We start from the raw sequence: 16,884 nt of genomic DNA on the forward strand, positions 1-16,884 counted from the left end.
ATTTGATATCTTTTTGAATGGGCAAATTTAATCTTTTTTTACCGAACGGCAAAGAAAGATACAGTCAAATTTGATAAAAATAAAAAACGGCAACATTCGTTGCCGTTTTTCTATAAAAATAAGAAGCCTTATTTAAAATCAGAATCTTTTGCCTGATTTATTTCATAAGATTTCACTTTCATGGTCATATCCATTCCCATTTGATTTACAGAAATTGTGTAAGGCATTTTTACGCCTGCTACATCTTTATAATCAGAGAATGTGGTAGGAACGCTTACTTCCTGGCCTTGTGCCTTTACCGTTCTTGTTTCTCCGGTTTTCAACCCGGTTTTCACACTGTAATAATAGGTGGTTTCAGGTCCTTTGATTGCATAAGAATCTTCTCCTCCTACTTTTTCAATCCCGGCTAATTTATATTCAGGAGATTTTGCAAAAGCCATTTCTTCAAAAAGCTCGGTATTCTTTTGCTTTTCTGCAATCTGTTCAGGCTTCATAGGAACTTTCTGACCCATCTGCTCAGAGTACCCTGTTTTTCCGTCAAACACCTGCTTTTGAACAACCTGTCCCATAGCCTTAACCTGAGTCATTTCTTTTCCACCCTGTGCTTTCATCATTTTCATATCGATGTTCTGCCCTTGAATAGACATAGCGGCGTTTACAGTATATGAAGAAATTTTAGAAAGGTTTGCTTTTCCTCCGATCGCATCAAGATATTTGTCTGCAACGGAAGCAACCGTTACGCTGGCGTCCACTTTCTGTGCCGTTGGTTTTGCTACCGGATTTGCGTCTTTATCATAATATTTTACAGGATAGCCCAATTTTTCCAATCCTTCAGAAATATCAGATGCTTTTCCGGCAATGAAGATTCTGCTCTTAGTCGGATAAATGGTAGAATTTACCGCGCTGGAAACGTCAGCAGCATTTACTTTATCAATAGATTTAAGATAATTCGTATAGAAATCGCTCGGAAGATCATAAACTTTCTGGTTTAATGCAAATCTTGCAATAGTTGCAGGCTGCTCCAGAGACATGATGAATGATCCTTTCAGTTTTGCTTTGGCATTTTCAAGCTCTTCAGGTTTTACGGTAGAGATTCCGTTAAGTTCATTCATAAATTCCTTAACCGCTTTATCCGTAACTTCGTTTCTTACACTTGCGCTTGCAGAGAATTCCGGGGAATATTTACTTGCACTCATGTTCGAATATGCTCCGTAAGTAAATCCGTTTTTCTCACGAAGGTTCATGAAAAGTCTTGCTTCACCGCCGCCGCCAAGAATGTAGTTGGCAATTGTCGCTGCAAAGTAGTTAGGATCCTTCATTTTTAAATTGTTGATATTGTTTACGGAAACAACAGACTGTACCGCTGAAGGAACGTCAACAACATTGATTTCTGTAGTGGAAACGTTGGATGCAGGCTCTACCGGAGTTATCGGAGTGTTTGCTTTTTTCCATCCGCTGAATGCTTTTTCGATCATCGGTTTTACCTTGTCGAACTTTACATCTCCTACAATTACAAGATAAGCATTATCCGGAGCGTAATATTTTTTATAAATATTCTGTACATCCGCAAGCTGGATTTTGCTGATGGATTCAACTGTTTCAAATTCCCCTCTTGAAGTGTTTTTACCATACATTAATGCGTTGGATACTTTCGAAGCAATCGCAGACGCATTCTTTTCTTCAGATTTTAATCCTTCAATTGCTCTTTCTTTAGAATCTTCAATCTCTTTTGAAGAAAATTTAGGATTGATGATCGCATCAGCCATTAAACTCAATACCTGAGGGAAATATTTTGAAAGTGAATTTGCAGAAGCTCCGTTTGAAGAGAAATTAAGATTTGCTCCAAGATAATCTACTTTTTTGTTGAAATCATCTTTGCTCATGGTGGTTGTCCCGTTTTCGAACTGTTCTGCCATGATGTCGCTTACTCCGGCTACGCTTCCTTCATAGTAAGGAGGTCTGTCCATCGTAAGACTTGCGTTTACTCTTGGAAGTTTGTTGTTTTCCACAACCATTACCGTAAGGCCGTTGCTCAATTGGAAAGTTTTCGGCTTTGCAATATTGATAACGGGAGTAGGTCCCGGTTTCGGCATTGCATTAAGATCTATTTTTTGTGCTGAAATCGTTCCTGCGAATAAAAACGCTACAGCTATATATGTTAATTGCTTTTTCATTTGTAAAAATTTAATTTTAATAATCAATATTAACCCGGATTAGCGATTACTTTTTTTCAGGTACGTAATTGATGATTATTCTTTGGTTTGAATTAAGATACTTTTTAGCTGCATTCTGAAGATCCTGTCTTGTGATAGACCTGTAAATGTCGATTTCTTTGTTGATAAGATTTGTATCACCCATCAAAACATGGTTTGTTGCTAATGAAGCAGCAATTCCCTGGATGCTTGAATTTGAATTTACAAACTGGTTTTCGTATTGGTTCTGAAGTTTTTGGTAATCTTCTTCGGAAATAAGAGTCGTCTGAATCTTTTTAATTTCAGCGTCGATATCAGCCTGTAATGTTGCCTTTGTTGTCTGTCCCATCGGGATTGCGAAGAAAGCGAAAATTCCATAATCTTCAAGTCCTTGGTTGAAGGCAGCTACCTGTAGCGCTTTTTTATCCTGGTCTACTAATTTTTTGTACAAAACGGAAGATTTACCGCTGCTCAGGTAAGAAGAAAGCATGTCTAAAATATAAGCGTCTTTTTCTTTATTGCCTGGTGTTCTGTAAGCAAAAATATAAGCAGGAAGCTGGATGTTAGGATCTGTTGCCGTTACTTCTTTTTCCTGAGTGATGGGCGTATCTTTAGGGAAGTTTTTAGGATAAACCGTTCCTTTTGGAATTCCTCCGTAATATTCCTGAATCCATTTTTTTGTCTGCTCAGGCTTAATATCTCCTGCAACTACCAATGTAGCATTGTTCGGAACATAATATTTTTTGTAAAATGCCTGGAACTCTTCAAGTTTCGCAGAGTTCAGGTCTTCCATAGAACCGATTGTAGGCCAGTTGTAAGGGTGATTGGTAAACAGGTTCTTCTGGATGGTTGAAAAAAGATTTCCGTAAGGCTGGTTATCCATTCTTAATCTTTTCTCTTCTTTTACAACTTCTCTCTGCGTATCCACACCAACCTGGTTGATTAATGCATGACGCATTCTTTCAGCTTCCATCCAAAGACCCAGCTGTTCGTTGTTTGAAGGGAAGGTTTCATAGTAATACGTTCTGTCGTTCGTAGTATTAGCGTTGTTTTGTCCTCCGTTTGAAGAAACTATCTTGAACCAGTCACCTCTTTTAATATTGGGTGTCCCTTCAAATAAAAGGTGCTCGAAGAAGTGAGCGAAACCGGTTCTTCCTTTTACTTCATCCTTTGCACCCACATGGTACATTACACCTGTAGTTACGACCGGAGCCGAATTGTCCTGATGAAGGATTACGTGAAGACCGTTTGGTAAGTCATACTCTTCAAATTTAATTTGTTGTGCATTTAGAGCCATCCCGAAGAAAGCTGCTGCAGCAACCGAAAGAAGTCGCTTTTTCATAAAGTAGAAATTGTTTTGTCAATTAGTGCCAAATTTACTTTAATTGTTACAATTTTTCAAGAATATTTTTAGAAGTGTAGAATCTGTCTAAATTAACGGGTAATAAGCACCTTAAAAAGCCACAGTCGGTACCTTTCCATATTTAAAAAAACAAAGTTACAGGCCGCAAAAAAAGGTAAATAATAACATTCCTTTAGAAGTTATCTTTTTGATGAATAAATTGTTTAATTTTATAAGTTCCGAATCTTATTGAAATATTATGAAAAATTTAAAATAAGGGTCCGAAAATTGTATATCTGTCCAGGAATATTCGGTATGTGGTATTGTTTTATTTTATTCTGTGCGGAATATGAATTATTTTTACAATAAATACTCAATCAATAATGAAAAGCTTTTTAGAGCAGAATGTTTCCCAGGATTCACTCATTACCCTCTTTAGCCAGGCACCGGTAGCCATGTGTCTGTTAACCGGTGACAATTTCAGCATCAACAATGCCAATCCGCAGATGCTGGAGCTTTGGGGAAGGGATGCTTCTGTTATAGGTAAATCTTTATTTGAAATACTTCCGGAAATCATCGATCAGGGCTTTCAGGAGATTTTGGAAAATGTGTACCGTACAGGAGAAACTTTCAACGGAAACAAATGGTCTGTATTTTTAGAGAAATACGGCAAATATGAAGAGCATTTCTTTACTTTTATTTTTGCTCCCGTTTACAGTGGTGATAAAAAGGTTATCGGAATAAGCATTGTGGCTACCGAAGTTACCGATCAGGTTCTTTCCGAAAGAATGCTGAAAGACAGCGAATACCGCTTTGAAAACCTCATCAAAAAATCAGATTACCCGATAGCGATTTACCGTACCGAAGAATTGTTTATAGAATTTGCAAATGACCAAATGCTCAAAACCTGGGGTAAAGGTCCATCCGTTATAGGAATGAAGCTTGAAGACGCTCTTCCTGAGCTCGAAGGCCAGCCCTTTATAGGTCTTCTTAAGGATATTTTCAAAACCGGAGAATCGTATGCTTCGAAAGAAGCCAGTGCAGACCTTATTGTAGACGGAAAGCTTCAGACATTTTATTATAATTTTTCTTATAAACCTCTGAAAAGCCCTACAGGCGAGGTATATGCCATCCTTAATATGGCTGTGGACATTACCGATCTCGTAAAGGCAAAAAAAGAAATTCAGGAAAGAGAAAAAAAATACCGGGATCTTGCAGATTCTATGCCCCAGTTTGTGTGGACCTGCGATAATAACGGAGAAATTACCTACATGAACGACAGCTGGTACAAATATACGGGCTCTACAGCAAATGAAAACCAGACAAGTCTTGTAAAAAAAATGATGCGGCCGGAAACCTCCAGCAGAGTAGATGAAATCTGGGAAGAATCTGTGAAGACAAACTCTCCTTTTGTGATGGAATATGAGCTTGAAGATCCTGGGCGGAAGGGAAACTATCGGTGGTTCCTGGGAAGGGCAGTTCCTAATTTCTCTGAAAACGGAGAAGTAAAACAGTGGACGGGCACTTTTACCGATATTGATGAATTCAAACAGCTCGAAACCCAGAAAGATAATTTTCTCGGGATTGCCAGCCATGAGCTGAAAACACCACTTACCAGCCTGAAATTATATACACAGTTTATCAAGGCCAATCTTGAAAAAGCAGGTGATCCCAAAAATGCCCAGGTAGCCAAAAGAATGGATTACCAGATTGATCTTCTTACAGGTCTCATTAATGAATTGCTTGATGTAACCAAGATACAGAAAGGGCAGCTCCTGCTGAATGAATCCTATTTCGATTTTGACAAGCTTGTGGACGAAGTGGTGGAAGAGCAGCAAATGACCTCAAGGCATAAGCTCTTTGTAAGCAGGTCCGGTGCAATAGGGGAGGTTTTTGCCGACCGCCAGAGGATATCTCAGGTCATTGCTAATCTTATCAGTAATGCTATTAAATATTCTCCCGATGCGGATGAAGTACATATTTCTACAAGCATGAACGGCAACCAGGCTCAATTCAATGTAAGGGATTTCGGAATCGGAATCCCGGAAGATAAACAATCGAAAGTTTTTGAACAGTATTACCGAATCAGCGGGTCAAAAGATCATACATTTTCAGGGCTTGGACTAGGTCTTTTCATCTCGGCAGAAATTATAAAAAGAACCGGTGGCGAAATTTTTGTTTCCTCTTCAGAAGGAGAAGGGTCTGATTTTTGCTTCAGAATCCCAAAGAATAAAAATTAATTAAAGTTTTTACCATGTCTAATGCTGCAAAAATTATGGTGGTGGATGACAGTCCCGCGATTGTTGATTCTATTGAAATGATGCTTGATTTTGAGGGGTTTGAAGTTGCCAAATTTTATAAAGGTTCAGAAATGTTCAGTGCTCTGGATCCCGATATGAAACCTGATGTTATTTTAATGGATATGTGGCTGTCCGGCGAAGACGGCCGTGATTTCTGCAAACTTATTAAAGCTCACGAGAACTTTCAGGATATTCCCGTACTTATCATGTCTGCTAGTCGCGGGCTGGAACAATCTGCTCTCGACGCAGGTGCTGATGAATTCATCGCCAAACCTTTCGATCTTGGGAATATGGTAGATAGGATCAGGCATTACTTAAAGTAGTTTGTCAATCACTAATCTAAGTAAGGAATTAATTTAACACTATTTACACGATCATCCAATTTGAATTCTCCATATAATACACTAATTTTGTGTTCCCAAAATTTTTTTGCAGCATGGAGGATTATCTGAAAGGACTGAATGAATCACAATTTGAAGCCGTTACCACATTACAGGGACCACTTATGGTTCTTGCTGGAGCAGGTTCCGGGAAAACGCGTGTTCTTACAATGCGTATTGCACACCTCATTACAAATGGCGTAGATCCTTTTAATATTTTAGCCTTAACATTTACCAATAAGGCGGCAAAAGAAATGAAAGAACGTATTGCGAAAGTGGTGGGACAAAGCAATGCAAGAAGTCTTTGGATGGGAACTTTTCACTCCGTTTTTGCAAGAATCCTGAGAAACGAAGCACATTATCTGGGATATCCTTCCAATTTTACCATTTATGATCAGCAGGATGCCCTGAATGTGATCAAGAAGGTATTAAAAGACATGAACATCGATGCTGATCTTTATAAACCTAAAAAAGTTCAGGCAAGAATTTCTACCTATAAAAATAATCTCATTACCGTAAAAGCATACTACGCTAATCCGGAACTTATTGAAGCAGATGAAAAAGCAAATATGAAATTCATCGGGCAGATTTATCAGCGGTATGTTGAACAGTGCTTTAAAAACGGATCTATGGATTTTGACGATTTGCTGCTCAAAACCAATGAACTTCTTACCCGCTTTCCGGAAGTGCTTGCAAAATATCAGGACAGGTTCAGGTATATTCTCGTAGATGAGTATCAGGATACCAACCATTCGCAGTATCTTATTGTGAAAGCGTTGGCTTCAAAATTTGAAAATATATGCGTGGTGGGAGATGATGCACAGTCTATTTACTCTTTCCGTGGCGCGAATATCTATAATATCTTAAACTTTAAAAAAGATTATCCGGACGCAATAACGGTTTCCCTGGAGCAGAATTACCGTTCTACTCAGAACATTGTAAATGCGGCCAATGTGGTCATCGCTAAAAACCTTCAGCAGTTCAAGAAAAATGTTTTCAGTGAAAATGAAGAAGGAGATAAAATTAAAATATACCGTTCCCTTTCTGATGCTGATGAAGCCAATTTCGTAGCCGGAAACATCTGGGAAACCAGAAACCGCGAACAGAGAAAATACAGCGATTTCGCAATTTTATACCGTACAAACTCTCAGACTCGTGCATTTGAAGATGCTTTAAGACGTAAAAATATTCCGTATAAAGTGTATGGAGGTTTATCTTTCTACCAAAGGAAAGAGGTAAAAGACCTGATTGCCTACCTTCGTCTCCTTGTGAATGAAAACGATTCGGAAGCATTGATGCGTATCATCAACTATCCGGCAAGAGGAATCGGTGAAACCACACAGAATAAATTGGTTGTATTTGCCGATGCTCAGAATGTTTCGGTATCAAAAGTATTAGACAATCTTACGATGTATTCACCACATTTAGGCTTTAATAATGGTGTGCTGAATAAACTCAGTGACTTCTGGTCAATGATTAAAGCATTTCAGGTATTGCTTAAAACAGAAACGGCATACAGTGTGGCCATGGAAGTTGCTAAAAGAAGCGGATTGATTAAATTCCTAAAAGACGACCAGACACCGGAAGGAATTTCCCGTGTAGAAAACGTTCAGGAATTAATGAACTCCATGCAGGGATTTATCGAAGAGCAGATGCAGCTGGAAGACGGAGATCCGAGCTTACCGAATTTTCTTGAGAATATTGCCCTTTCCGCAGATACACAGGATAAGAACAATGAGGAAGATATGGTTTCATTAATGACCATTCACCTTTCTAAAGGACTGGAGTTTCCGGTAGTTCACCTGGTGGGTCTGGAAGAAAATCTCTTCCCGAGCTTTATGAGTTCATCAACCAGGGAAGATCTGGAAGAAGAAAGACGTTTGTTTTATGTTGCGCTTACAAGAGCCGAAAAACAGGCATTTTTCTCGTATGCCATCTCCCGTTTCCAGTGGGGGAAAATTACTGATGCGGAACCGTCAAGATTCCTTAGTGAAATTGATGATATTTATCTGGAATTTGTAAATCCGGCTATTGAAAAACGTTTTATCAATAATTCAGGAGTGAGATCCAATATTTTCGATGAGCATCCGTCTGAAATGAGAAGCTTCAAAAAAGTTGAAAAGAAAACCATTGAAAGAAGCGGAGATTCCAAACCTATTGCAGAACCGAGAAAGTTAAAACCGGTGAGTACTGCAAAAATCATTAATCCGAGCGGAGCTTCTTCTCAGGATATTGAAGTGGGAGATAAGGTAAGACACGATCGTTTCGGAATCGGTGAAGTCACCTTCCTCGATGGTACCGATCCTCAGAATATTAAGGCAAAGGTTATTTTCCAACATGAAGGGGAAAAGAATCTTATTCTTAAATACGCTAAATTAACCAAGATTTAAAAAAGCAATTACAACATAATATATTTTCTATAGTTAATTAGTCTATAAATTTTGTGGACTAATAAATATGATTTACATTTGCTGCTTCAAATAGTAAAAAGAGCGATGTATGAAAAATAAAAAAGCTATTCTTTCGGCTTCAGTATTATTTTTCCTGGGAACATTTACCTATGCACAGGAAAAAGATTCGGTAAAAACAAATAATTTAGAGGAAGTTGTTATCCTCGGCTCCAGAAGCGGAGCAAGATCAAAAGCAGACAGTCCCGTTCCGGTGGATGTTTTCAATATTAAAGAATCTTCAGTTATTCTGCCGCAGACCAATATTGGTCAGATTCTCAATGCAATTGCGCCGTCATTCACTTCTACCATACAGACCAATGCAGACGGAACCGATCATTTGGATCCTGCACAGCTGAGAGGTCTTGGCCCGGATCAGGTTTTGGTTCTGGTCAATGGAAAGAGAAGACACACTTCTGCATTGGTAAATGTAAACGGATCACCGGGAAGAGGAACCGTGGGAACAGACCTCAATGCTATTCCATCTTTTGCAATTAATAAAATTGAAGTGCTGAGAGACGGTGCTTCTGCACAGTACGGTTCTGATGCGATTGCCGGGGTTATTAACTTAGGCTTAAAAAGAGATACTGGAAAACTCACGGGGCAGTTAAGCTATGGCGGAAATCTTACGCCTGCTGCAAACGATCATACGGGAGATTTTGACGGACAGAATATTCAGATTGACCTCAATTACGGAAACAAAATCGGGAAAAGAGGAGGTTTCTACAATATTACCTGGACTTCACAGTTCCGGAATCCGACCTTCAGAGCAGGAACAGAAAGCGGAACTATTTTCAATGCCTACAATGCGATTGAACAGCGTGCTTTAAATAACGGTGTCAATCTTTCTTCACTGTTCAGTAACATCAACAATACGCCAAACTCACAGCAGATTATTAATTATATTCACCAATATGCGCAGGATGTAAATTATTTTTCACAGGCTTATCAGAATCAGATCCAGTCGGCAACTACAATTTCTGCATTACAGGGACTTTTGGGCGCTAATGTAACCGATCAGGAGCTGGCTTACCGTGGATTGAACAGAAAAGATTTCAATATGCAGGTGGGACAGTCCAAACTGAATAATCATCAGCTTTTCGCCAATATTGAAGTGCCGTTGAATGATAACTGGAAAGTTTATACTTTTGGCGGTTACAGCTTCAGGCACGGTACATCCGGAGGTTTCTACAGAAGGCCTAACCAAAGCAGAACCTTTACAGGATTATACCCGAACGGATATCTGCCACAAATCGGGACCGATATTCAGGATTTATCGCTTTCTGCAGGAATTAAAGGAAACTTGAAAGGCTGGAATATTGATTTCAGCAATACGTTTGGGCAGAATTCTTTTAGCTATAATATAAAAAATACGGGAAATACGTCTTTAAGATTTAACTCTCCGAATGAGTTTGATGCAGGTGGACTTAGATTTTCCCAAAATACCATCAACCTGGATTTTTCTAAAAAATATGATGTCTGGAGCGGAATCAATATTGCTTTCGGTGCCGAACATCGTTACGAAAACTTTAAAATAACAGCGGGAGAAGAAGCTTCTTACGCCACTTATGATGTTTCCGGGAATGTGTGGAGCGGGAATTCTCCTCGTCCTACAGATTTTTTCGGAGCGGCACTTCCGGGAGGATCTCAGGTATTCAGTGGATTTAAGCCGGAAAATGCAGTGAATAAAAACCGTCAGGCCATTGCCGGATATGCTGATGTTGAATTTAATTTTACTGATTGGTTCCTGGCAGATGCAGCCGTGAGATATGAAAACTATTCAGATTTCGGCTCTACGTTCAATTATAAATTAGCTTCCAGAATTAAACTCAGCAAAGACCTTAATTTCAGGTTTGCCGGTTCTACAGGATTCAGGGCGCCTTCCATTCACCAGATTTATTATAATGTAACTTCAACACTTTTTACCAGCGGACAGCTTCTGGAAGTGGGAACTTTCAGTAACGATTCCCAAGTTGCCAATTCATTGGGGATCCCAAGCCTGAAACAGGAAACCTCAAAATCTGCAAGTGTAGGATTTACATACAAAATTCCTTCTGCTAAACTTACCTTTACTGCAGACGGTTATTTCATAAGAATTGATAACAGGATTCTTCTAACCGGACAGTTTGCAAGATCAGCAGTTTCTCCTGCGACTCAGGTTATCTATGATGCGGAAAGGGTAAATGCCGTGCAGCTGTTTACCAATGCAATAGACACTGAAACCAGAGGACTTGATGTTGTAATTGCACATAACGCAAAATTCTCTGATATAAAACTGGATAACAGTTTCGCGATCAATCTTAACCAGACCCGAAAAGTGGGAGAGATTCATTCATCAGGCTCATTGCAGTCTCCGAATCTGGAAAGTGTTTATTTTTCAGAAGCTTCAAGAGTTTATCTGGAAGAAGCCGTACCGAGAGTAAAAGCAAGTTTATCTAATCAGCTCAGTTGGGGGAAAGCCATTTTCTATGTTAGAAATACCTATTTCGGTAAAGTAACAAGTCCTGATATTATTGATGCCAACGGGGACGGAGTAATTTCTCCTAATGAGCACCAGGAAATTACAGATAAAATCATTACCGATGTATCTTTAGCCTATCAGTTTACTAAGAATATCGGACTTACGGCAGGGGTGAACAATCTGTTCGATATTTATCCTACAAAAAACCTTCCTGCATCCAGTAATAACGATCAGTTTATCTATTCACGTTCCACCTCGCAGTTCGGGCAGAACGGAAGATTTGTGTTTACAAGACTTAATTTCAATTTTTAAGTATATATTTTTTGCTCAAATTACCATGAATCCGGTTTTTCCGGGTTCATTTTTTATTTAGCTGAACTTCAATTTGTATCTTTAAACCATTAAATAAAGCTTACAATGAAAAGGATTCTGATATTTTTAATGCTCACCCTGTTTTCAGCGCCGTTTTTTTCACAGGAATACCGTACCGAAAATAACATTCATTATTATGATGAAAAAACAAATGCATCTGATGCTTATATCAATGAAAGATGCGTTCTGGATGTATATATTCCGAAAAACATAAAAAACTTTTCTACCATAATCTGGTTTCATGGCGGAGGAATCACAGGTGGAGAAAAAGAAATTCCCGAACCACTGAAGAACAAAGGTGTTGCGGTAATCGGGGTTAACTACAGGCTTTCTCCAAAAGTAAATGCTCCCAAGTATATTGAAGATGCAGCGGCGGCAACAGCCTGGGTTTTCAACAATATCAAAAAATACGGAGGCGACGAAAATAAAATTTTTATTTCCGGACATTCAGCCGGAGGCTATCTTGCGATTATGGTCGGATTAAATAAAATGTATCTTAATACATATGGAATTGATGCCAATAAGCTTGCAGCAATCGTTCCTTTCAGCGGACAGATGATATCCCATTTTACTACAAGAAAAGAAAGAGGAATTGATGAGCTGGATGCCAGAATCGATGAATATGCACCACTTCATTTCATCAGGGCAGACGCGCCGCCGTTGCTTCTCATAACCGGTGACCGGGAAAAGGAACTGCTCGGAAGATATGAAGAAAATGCCTACATGGCCCGTATGATGAAGCTGAAGGGTCACAAAGAAACCACTTTATACGAACTTCAGGGATTCGATCACGGAGGAATGGCGTTGCCGGCTTTTCCTTTATTGCTTAATGAAATCAAAAGAGTTGAGAAACTGAAAAAGTAAAATTTTCATTAAATACTTGAATATCAGCTTTGCAGAATTTATTTTGCAAAGTTTTTTTATCTTAAATAGAAATTTAAAAATTGATCTCGATATGGGAATTTTCTACAACAATGCGCTTTGTGATATTTATATAGGAAAAAATGCGGGTGCTAAAATGATGCAGGATATCAGGAATGCTCAGAAAAATGTGAAAATCGTCTCACCTTACCTGTCGCCTTTCTTAATTAAAGAGCTTATTTACCTTCATTCCAAAGGAATTAAAATAAGGTTGATTACCAGTGATGAAATCGAAGATTTTTATGGCTATGACAAAAATATTCACAAGCTTATTATCCAGCATAGACATGTTGATGAAAAATCACAACAAAAAAGGAATGATCTTATAAGCCTTTCAGGAACGCTGCTTTTTGCGATGATCGGATTAGGACTTATTTTGCTTGCATTAATGTATTTTTTAAATAATGTAACCTTTGCCTACGGTTTTATTATGATTGTTCTGATGTTTTTGATAAGAGATTCTGTTGTTAAAAAGATAAAAAGGACGAAGATCTATCATTACACCTATAAACAGCTTTTCCCCTTTAAGGTTTATGTTTCTCCCACTCATGGAAATTCTACTAATAAAACTTTTATTCACAGTAAAATTTACATCATTGATGACGAAATAGCCTATTTAGGTTCTCTCAATTTTACAGGAAGTGGAGTAAAAGACAACCACGAAACCAGAATCAGAACTACTGATCCGAACGCTGTTGCAAAAATAATAGAAGAAATTAAAGAAATCTTTTATCATTCTAATCTGCCGGAAAGAGACATCCAATTTTGGGGAAGCCAGCTGTATGACGAACCGGATTATTAAGGTCAATTGTGAATTTGCTGAGCAGGGAATTGTAAATTAATAAATGATAAATATATTTTTAATATTTTGAATTCACTGCAAAACAACTTGACGATTCACTATTCGCTTTTAATTAATCACCGCATTGATTTTCTGCCATAAGACATCATCAAAATCGGACAGGGCAAGATTTACATTGTCGGCAGCGTCACCCATTCTGATGATGACCAGTTTTTTACCCGGAACAACGTATATTTTCTGGTCATTTTTGCCTAAAGCACAAAACATATCATCCGGTGCGCTGGGAATCAATTTTCCATTAAACTGAAACTGGGTCTGCGGAAGATGATAACTCGATTTACCGTTGAGCCACCAAAGGTATCCGTATGCTAAATTGATATTCTGCGAAGTATTTGTTGCGCTTTGAAAATAGGCGGAGTTGATGATCTGGTTGCTGTTCCAGTTACCATTATTTAAAGCCAATAAGCCGAAACGGGCCATGCTTCTGGTCGTACTCCAGTAAACACTGTTGTCACCGCTTTGAACCCAGTTTCCGGTCATTCCTATTTTATCCCTCAGTTTGGTGTTGAAATATTGGGTCCAGGTTTGTCCTGTGGCGGCTGCCACTACATCCTGCAGCTTTACATAAACATTATGATAGGCCCATCGTGTTCCTGCATCAGCCTTATATTTTAAATTGGCAGGACTTACATCATCGCCAAGGCTGTCGTCCAGCCCTGAAGTCATGGTCAGCAGATTTTTGCAGGTAATTAAATTCTCTTTGGCTAAAGGAGCGCTCGTCCAGCCTGTTCCGATATAAGCTGAAACTTTATTGTTGATATTTAAAAAACCTTCCTGTTCGGCAATGCCGGTTACGGTTGAGGTTAAGGTCTTTCCGGCACTGGCCCAATACCATGGCGTTGTTGCCGTGTGTCCCGAAAAATAATTCTCCATCACAATTCTGCCATTTTGAAGAATCATAAAACTTTTTGAATTTTTTTGCTGAAGATAATTCAGCAGATCCTGGATTTTCTCCTGGTGCCATCCCAATGAAGATACAGATTTTGTTTCCCAGACGTCACTGTTGGACGGTGGAAAGTACATAGATTCTGGAGATGAGGGACTTTCAGTCTGTGGGTTTTCTCCGGAATCATCCTGACCGCAGGCAATCATTGAAAAACAGGCAAGAACAAAGAGTAAAGATTTTAATTTCATATAAAGCTGATTTACATTCAGACTTTAGATGAGATCATATCACAGAGGTTAAATTTAAATAATAAAAACAGTGAATGTTTGAATATTTAATAATGATATATTATTTCTGATGGGATATAATAAAGTTTATCATCTCGTCGGTAAGGCGATCCAGATAGCTTTTATCGGTAGTTCCAAAACCATGAATTCCGTCTTCTACAACAATTAACTGGTTCTCAATATTATTTTTTTCCAACTTTTTCACCAGTCTCTTAGAATGTTTTAAAGGAGCAACTTTGTCTTTATTTCCATGAAGGATAAATGTGGGAACACCATGCTCAGTATCATTTATTGGAGAAACGGTTTCAAGATAATCGATAGCCTTTCTTTTTTCCGTATTGATATCATAACCCGAAATTCCATAAACCAGCTTTTCCCTGATTTCCACAATCGGTTTAAAAAAGAGTCCGACAATGGATACCGGAACTTTTCCTAATCTGGTGTGCAGCAGCTTATTCAAATCAGTCGGACCGAAATTATCAACCACATAATTTACTTTTGCAGAATAGGCTGAAAGCTCCGGGCTGCCGGTATATTCGCTGTCACTGGTATAAGCGGCAAGCAGCGATAAATGCGCCCCGGAAGAAACTCCGAAATAACCTATATTATTTTCATCAAAATTATATTTTTCAGCATTTTTCCTTACCCAGCGTACTGCATCTTTTGTATCTTCAACAGGAAGTGGAAAATGCACTTTGTCACTTACCAGCGTATATTCTATACTGATAACTGCAAAATTCTTCTCAATCAGTTTTGCAATAAAATTTTCGATGTAATTATTTGCCCTTACGATCTTGTCGCCTTTTGCCCATGCTCCGCCGTGGACGTAAATTACTACTGGCAATTTTCCGGAGGCTGGAGTTTTAGGCCTGTATATATCTAATGAAACCGGAGTTCCCACGCTGTTTGTTTTGTAAACTATATTTTCAGAGAAAAGTGCTTTTTCAGGAAGAATTGTGCTGGGAGGATTTTTGGTCTCCGGCAGTTCCTGTGCATGGCTGAAGGTAAAAAGGTTTAAAGAGAAAACAAAAAACAGGTTTATCATAAACCTGCTGAATAATTTATGGTTCGTGGGAAAATTCATAGAATAGATTATTGCTGAGTTATTCATTCTCAAACCCCTCAAAAACTTTACCAAAAAAATACTGCTTTAACTGAACTTAAAGAATAAGCTCGTCAAAGAGCTTTTCAAACGTCTTCTCAAGATCTTTTGATTTTCCCGGATGAGGTCTTGAAGTCTGCACTACTGAGCTTCTTACCGCTGTCAGCCATCGGAAACGGTCAGGGATGTCAAGTTGTGCAATAGGTCCGCCGTCTTTGTCTCCATCAGCAATTTTCTGGAAACTTTTAAGATTCTGGAGAATATCATCATAGTCCAGCTTGCTGCGCATTAATCTGAATTTATCAGGACACAGGTAATAGGCTACCCGAATATATTTTTCCTTCTTCGAGAACATAATCAGCCCGATGTTGAAAAATTCTTCTCTTTCAACTTTAGGCACCAAACGTATCACGGCATATTCGTAAATTTTATCCTCTTGCATTTTTGGCTTCGTTTAAAAAGATTTCAGAATGTTCCAGTCTTGTTTTCAGGAAATTAAAATAAATTTCCCGGATTTCTTCCGGGCTTTCGTCCGCATCTTCCCAATGCAGCCAGTCTTCCGGGATGAGGTTTACGATTTCCCGGAAAATATTTTCGTTCAAAGCTTCTTTTGCCAATCGGTTTGCTTCGTCGAGTTTTGTGGCCTGTGGCAGAAGAACGTGATCTTTAACGTATTTAAAAGGTGTTTTTGCAGCAGTATCAAAATTCTGCCAGGAATGATGGAAATAAAAGGATGCACCATTATCAATCACCCATAATTCTTTATGCCACATCAAAAGATTGGTATTCTTGAAAGTACGGTCGATATTAGTAATGAAAGCATCCAGCCAAACGATTTTTGATGCCAGCAGCGGATCGATTTTTACACTTGGATCGTAAGCAATAGATTCGGAAAGGTAATGAAGGCCAAGATTAAGACCTTCTGAGAATTTTAATAAATCCTGAATTTCTTCATCTGCTTCAGTCCTTCCGAAATCGACGTCGAGGTTTACAAAAACAAGCTCGGGAATCTGTAATCCTAAAGCTTCGGTGATTTTTCCGCCTAAAAGTTCGGAAATCAGCATTTTAACACCGTGACCCGCACCACGGAATTTTAAAACATATTTAAAATCATCATCAGCTTCTGCCAGAGCGGGGAGAGAACCTCCTTCCCGAAGAGGCAGGATGTAACGCATGACCGTGACTGTTCTTAAATTCAACATACGGCAAAAATAAGATTTTTACTTTGTGTTTATTCTAATTATGCTATTTTTAGGTAAAAATAATCTCACTATTAAAATTTATCTTATATATATTTTTAAAAAAAAGTCGGGAAATTTTTCGAGTTTGAGA

Annotated in this window: 12 protein-coding genes; 6 read left to right on the forward strand and 6 right to left on the reverse strand. The window is 38.6% G+C overall.

The window, feature by feature from the left end; translation table 11 throughout:
* Positions 1-128 precede the first annotated feature (128 nt).
* On the reverse strand, positions 129-2,174 hold the full coding sequence (locus HHL20_RS17580; protein WP_169232472.1) for a M16 family metallopeptidase: 2,046 nt from the start codon (positions 2,172-2,174) through the stop codon (positions 129-131).
* Positions 2,175-2,220: 46 nt separating this feature from the next.
* Positions 2,221-3,534, reverse strand: coding sequence for a M16 family metallopeptidase (locus HHL20_RS17585; protein WP_169232473.1), 1,314 nt, complete (start codon positions 3,532-3,534; stop codon positions 2,221-2,223).
* A 383-nt stretch (positions 3,535-3,917) separates the two neighbouring features.
* Here HHL20_RS17585 and HHL20_RS17590 point away from each other — a divergent pair, with 383 nt between their 5' ends.
* The 6 genes from HHL20_RS17590 to HHL20_RS17615 all read left to right on the forward strand — a co-directional run bounded on the left by HHL20_RS17590 (position 3,918) and on the right by HHL20_RS17615 (position 13,217).
* Positions 3,918-5,774 (forward strand): ATP-binding protein, encoded by a 1,857-nt coding sequence (locus HHL20_RS17590; RefSeq protein ID WP_169232474.1) that lies wholly within the window; start codon positions 3,918-3,920, stop codon positions 5,772-5,774.
* A 14-nt stretch (positions 5,775-5,788) separates the two neighbouring features.
* The gene (locus tag HHL20_RS17595) at positions 5,789-6,157 is read left to right on the forward strand and encodes a response regulator transcription factor (protein ID WP_169232475.1); all 369 of its coding nucleotides are present in this window, start codon (positions 5,789-5,791) and stop codon (positions 6,155-6,157) included.
* Positions 6,158-6,270: 113 nt separating this feature from the next.
* On the forward strand, positions 6,271-8,604 hold the full coding sequence (locus tag HHL20_RS17600; protein WP_169232476.1) for an ATP-dependent helicase: 2,334 nt from the start codon (positions 6,271-6,273) through the stop codon (positions 8,602-8,604).
* Positions 8,605-8,713: 109 nt separating this feature from the next.
* Positions 8,714-11,434 carry a TonB-dependent receptor plug domain-containing protein gene (locus HHL20_RS17605; RefSeq protein ID WP_169232477.1) on the forward strand — a complete coding sequence of 907 codons (2,721 nt, stop codon included), beginning with the start codon at positions 8,714-8,716 and terminating at the stop codon, positions 11,432-11,434.
* Positions 11,435-11,539: 105 nt separating this feature from the next.
* Positions 11,540-12,358: an alpha/beta hydrolase gene (locus tag HHL20_RS17610; RefSeq protein ID WP_169232478.1), complete on the forward strand. Its 819-nt coding sequence runs from the start codon at positions 11,540-11,542 to the stop codon at positions 12,356-12,358.
* A 91-nt stretch (positions 12,359-12,449) separates the two neighbouring features.
* Complete coding sequence (locus HHL20_RS17615) at positions 12,450-13,217, forward strand: phospholipase D-like domain-containing protein (protein ID WP_169232479.1); 768 nt, start codon at positions 12,450-12,452, stop codon at positions 13,215-13,217.
* Between the two features lie 108 nt (positions 13,218-13,325).
* Here the strand turns inward: HHL20_RS17615 and HHL20_RS17620 are convergent, their stop codons facing one another.
* The 4 genes from HHL20_RS17620 to HHL20_RS17635 all read right to left on the reverse strand — a co-directional run bounded on the left by HHL20_RS17620 (position 13,326) and on the right by HHL20_RS17635 (position 16,754).
* Positions 13,326-14,411, reverse strand: a complete 1,086-nt coding sequence (locus HHL20_RS17620) for a serine hydrolase domain-containing protein (RefSeq protein ID WP_169232480.1) — start codon at positions 14,409-14,411, stop codon at positions 13,326-13,328.
* 100 nt (positions 14,412-14,511) lie between these two features.
* Positions 14,512-15,534, reverse strand: coding sequence for an alpha/beta hydrolase (locus HHL20_RS17625; RefSeq protein WP_169232481.1), 1,023 nt, complete (start codon positions 15,532-15,534; stop codon positions 14,512-14,514).
* Positions 15,535-15,610: 76 nt separating this feature from the next.
* Positions 15,611-15,994, reverse strand: coding sequence for a DUF3037 domain-containing protein (locus HHL20_RS17630; protein WP_169232482.1), 384 nt, complete (start codon positions 15,992-15,994; stop codon positions 15,611-15,613).
* Positions 15,981-16,754 carry a HipA family kinase gene (locus tag HHL20_RS17635; RefSeq protein WP_169232483.1) on the reverse strand — a complete coding sequence of 258 codons (774 nt, stop codon included), beginning with the start codon at positions 16,752-16,754 and terminating at the stop codon, positions 15,981-15,983. Before HHL20_RS17635 ends, HHL20_RS17630 begins: the two co-directional genes overlap by 14 nt.
* Between the last annotated feature and the right edge of the window lie 130 nt (positions 16,755-16,884).

It is taken from the genome of Chryseobacterium cheonjiense (assembly GCF_012927265.1).
Taxonomy (GTDB): domain Bacteria; phylum Bacteroidota; class Bacteroidia; order Flavobacteriales; family Weeksellaceae; genus Chryseobacterium; species Chryseobacterium cheonjiense.

Excerpts from the sequence above, each read along its gene's own strand:
- HHL20_RS17580 (WP_169232472.1), bottom strand. The coding sequence starts at position 2,174 with ATGAAAAAGCAATTAACATATATAGCTGTAGCGTTTTTATTCGCAGGA.
- HHL20_RS17585 (WP_169232473.1), bottom strand. The coding sequence starts at position 3,534 with ATGAAAAAGCGACTTCTTTCGGTTGCTGCAGCAGCTTTCTTCGGGATG.
- HHL20_RS17590 (WP_169232474.1), top strand. The coding sequence starts at position 3,918 with ATGAAAAGCTTTTTAGAGCAGAATGTTTCCCAGGATTCACTCATTACC.
- HHL20_RS17595 (WP_169232475.1), top strand. The coding sequence starts at position 5,789 with ATGTCTAATGCTGCAAAAATTATGGTGGTGGATGACAGTCCCGCGATT.
- HHL20_RS17600 (WP_169232476.1), top strand. The coding sequence starts at position 6,271 with ATGGAGGATTATCTGAAAGGACTGAATGAATCACAATTTGAAGCCGTT.
- HHL20_RS17605 (WP_169232477.1), top strand. The coding sequence starts at position 8,714 with ATGAAAAATAAAAAAGCTATTCTTTCGGCTTCAGTATTATTTTTCCTG.
- HHL20_RS17610 (WP_169232478.1), top strand. The coding sequence starts at position 11,540 with ATGAAAAGGATTCTGATATTTTTAATGCTCACCCTGTTTTCAGCGCCG.
- HHL20_RS17615 (WP_169232479.1), top strand. The coding sequence starts at position 12,450 with ATGGGAATTTTCTACAACAATGCGCTTTGTGATATTTATATAGGAAAA.
- HHL20_RS17620 (WP_169232480.1), bottom strand. The coding sequence starts at position 14,411 with ATGAAATTAAAATCTTTACTCTTTGTTCTTGCCTGTTTTTCAATGATT.
- HHL20_RS17625 (WP_169232481.1), bottom strand. The coding sequence starts at position 15,534 with ATGAATTTTCCCACGAACCATAAATTATTCAGCAGGTTTATGATAAAC.
- HHL20_RS17630 (WP_169232482.1), bottom strand. The coding sequence starts at position 15,994 with ATGCAAGAGGATAAAATTTACGAATATGCCGTGATACGTTTGGTGCCT.
- HHL20_RS17635 (WP_169232483.1), bottom strand. The coding sequence starts at position 16,754 with ATGTTGAATTTAAGAACAGTCACGGTCATGCGTTACATCCTGCCTCTT.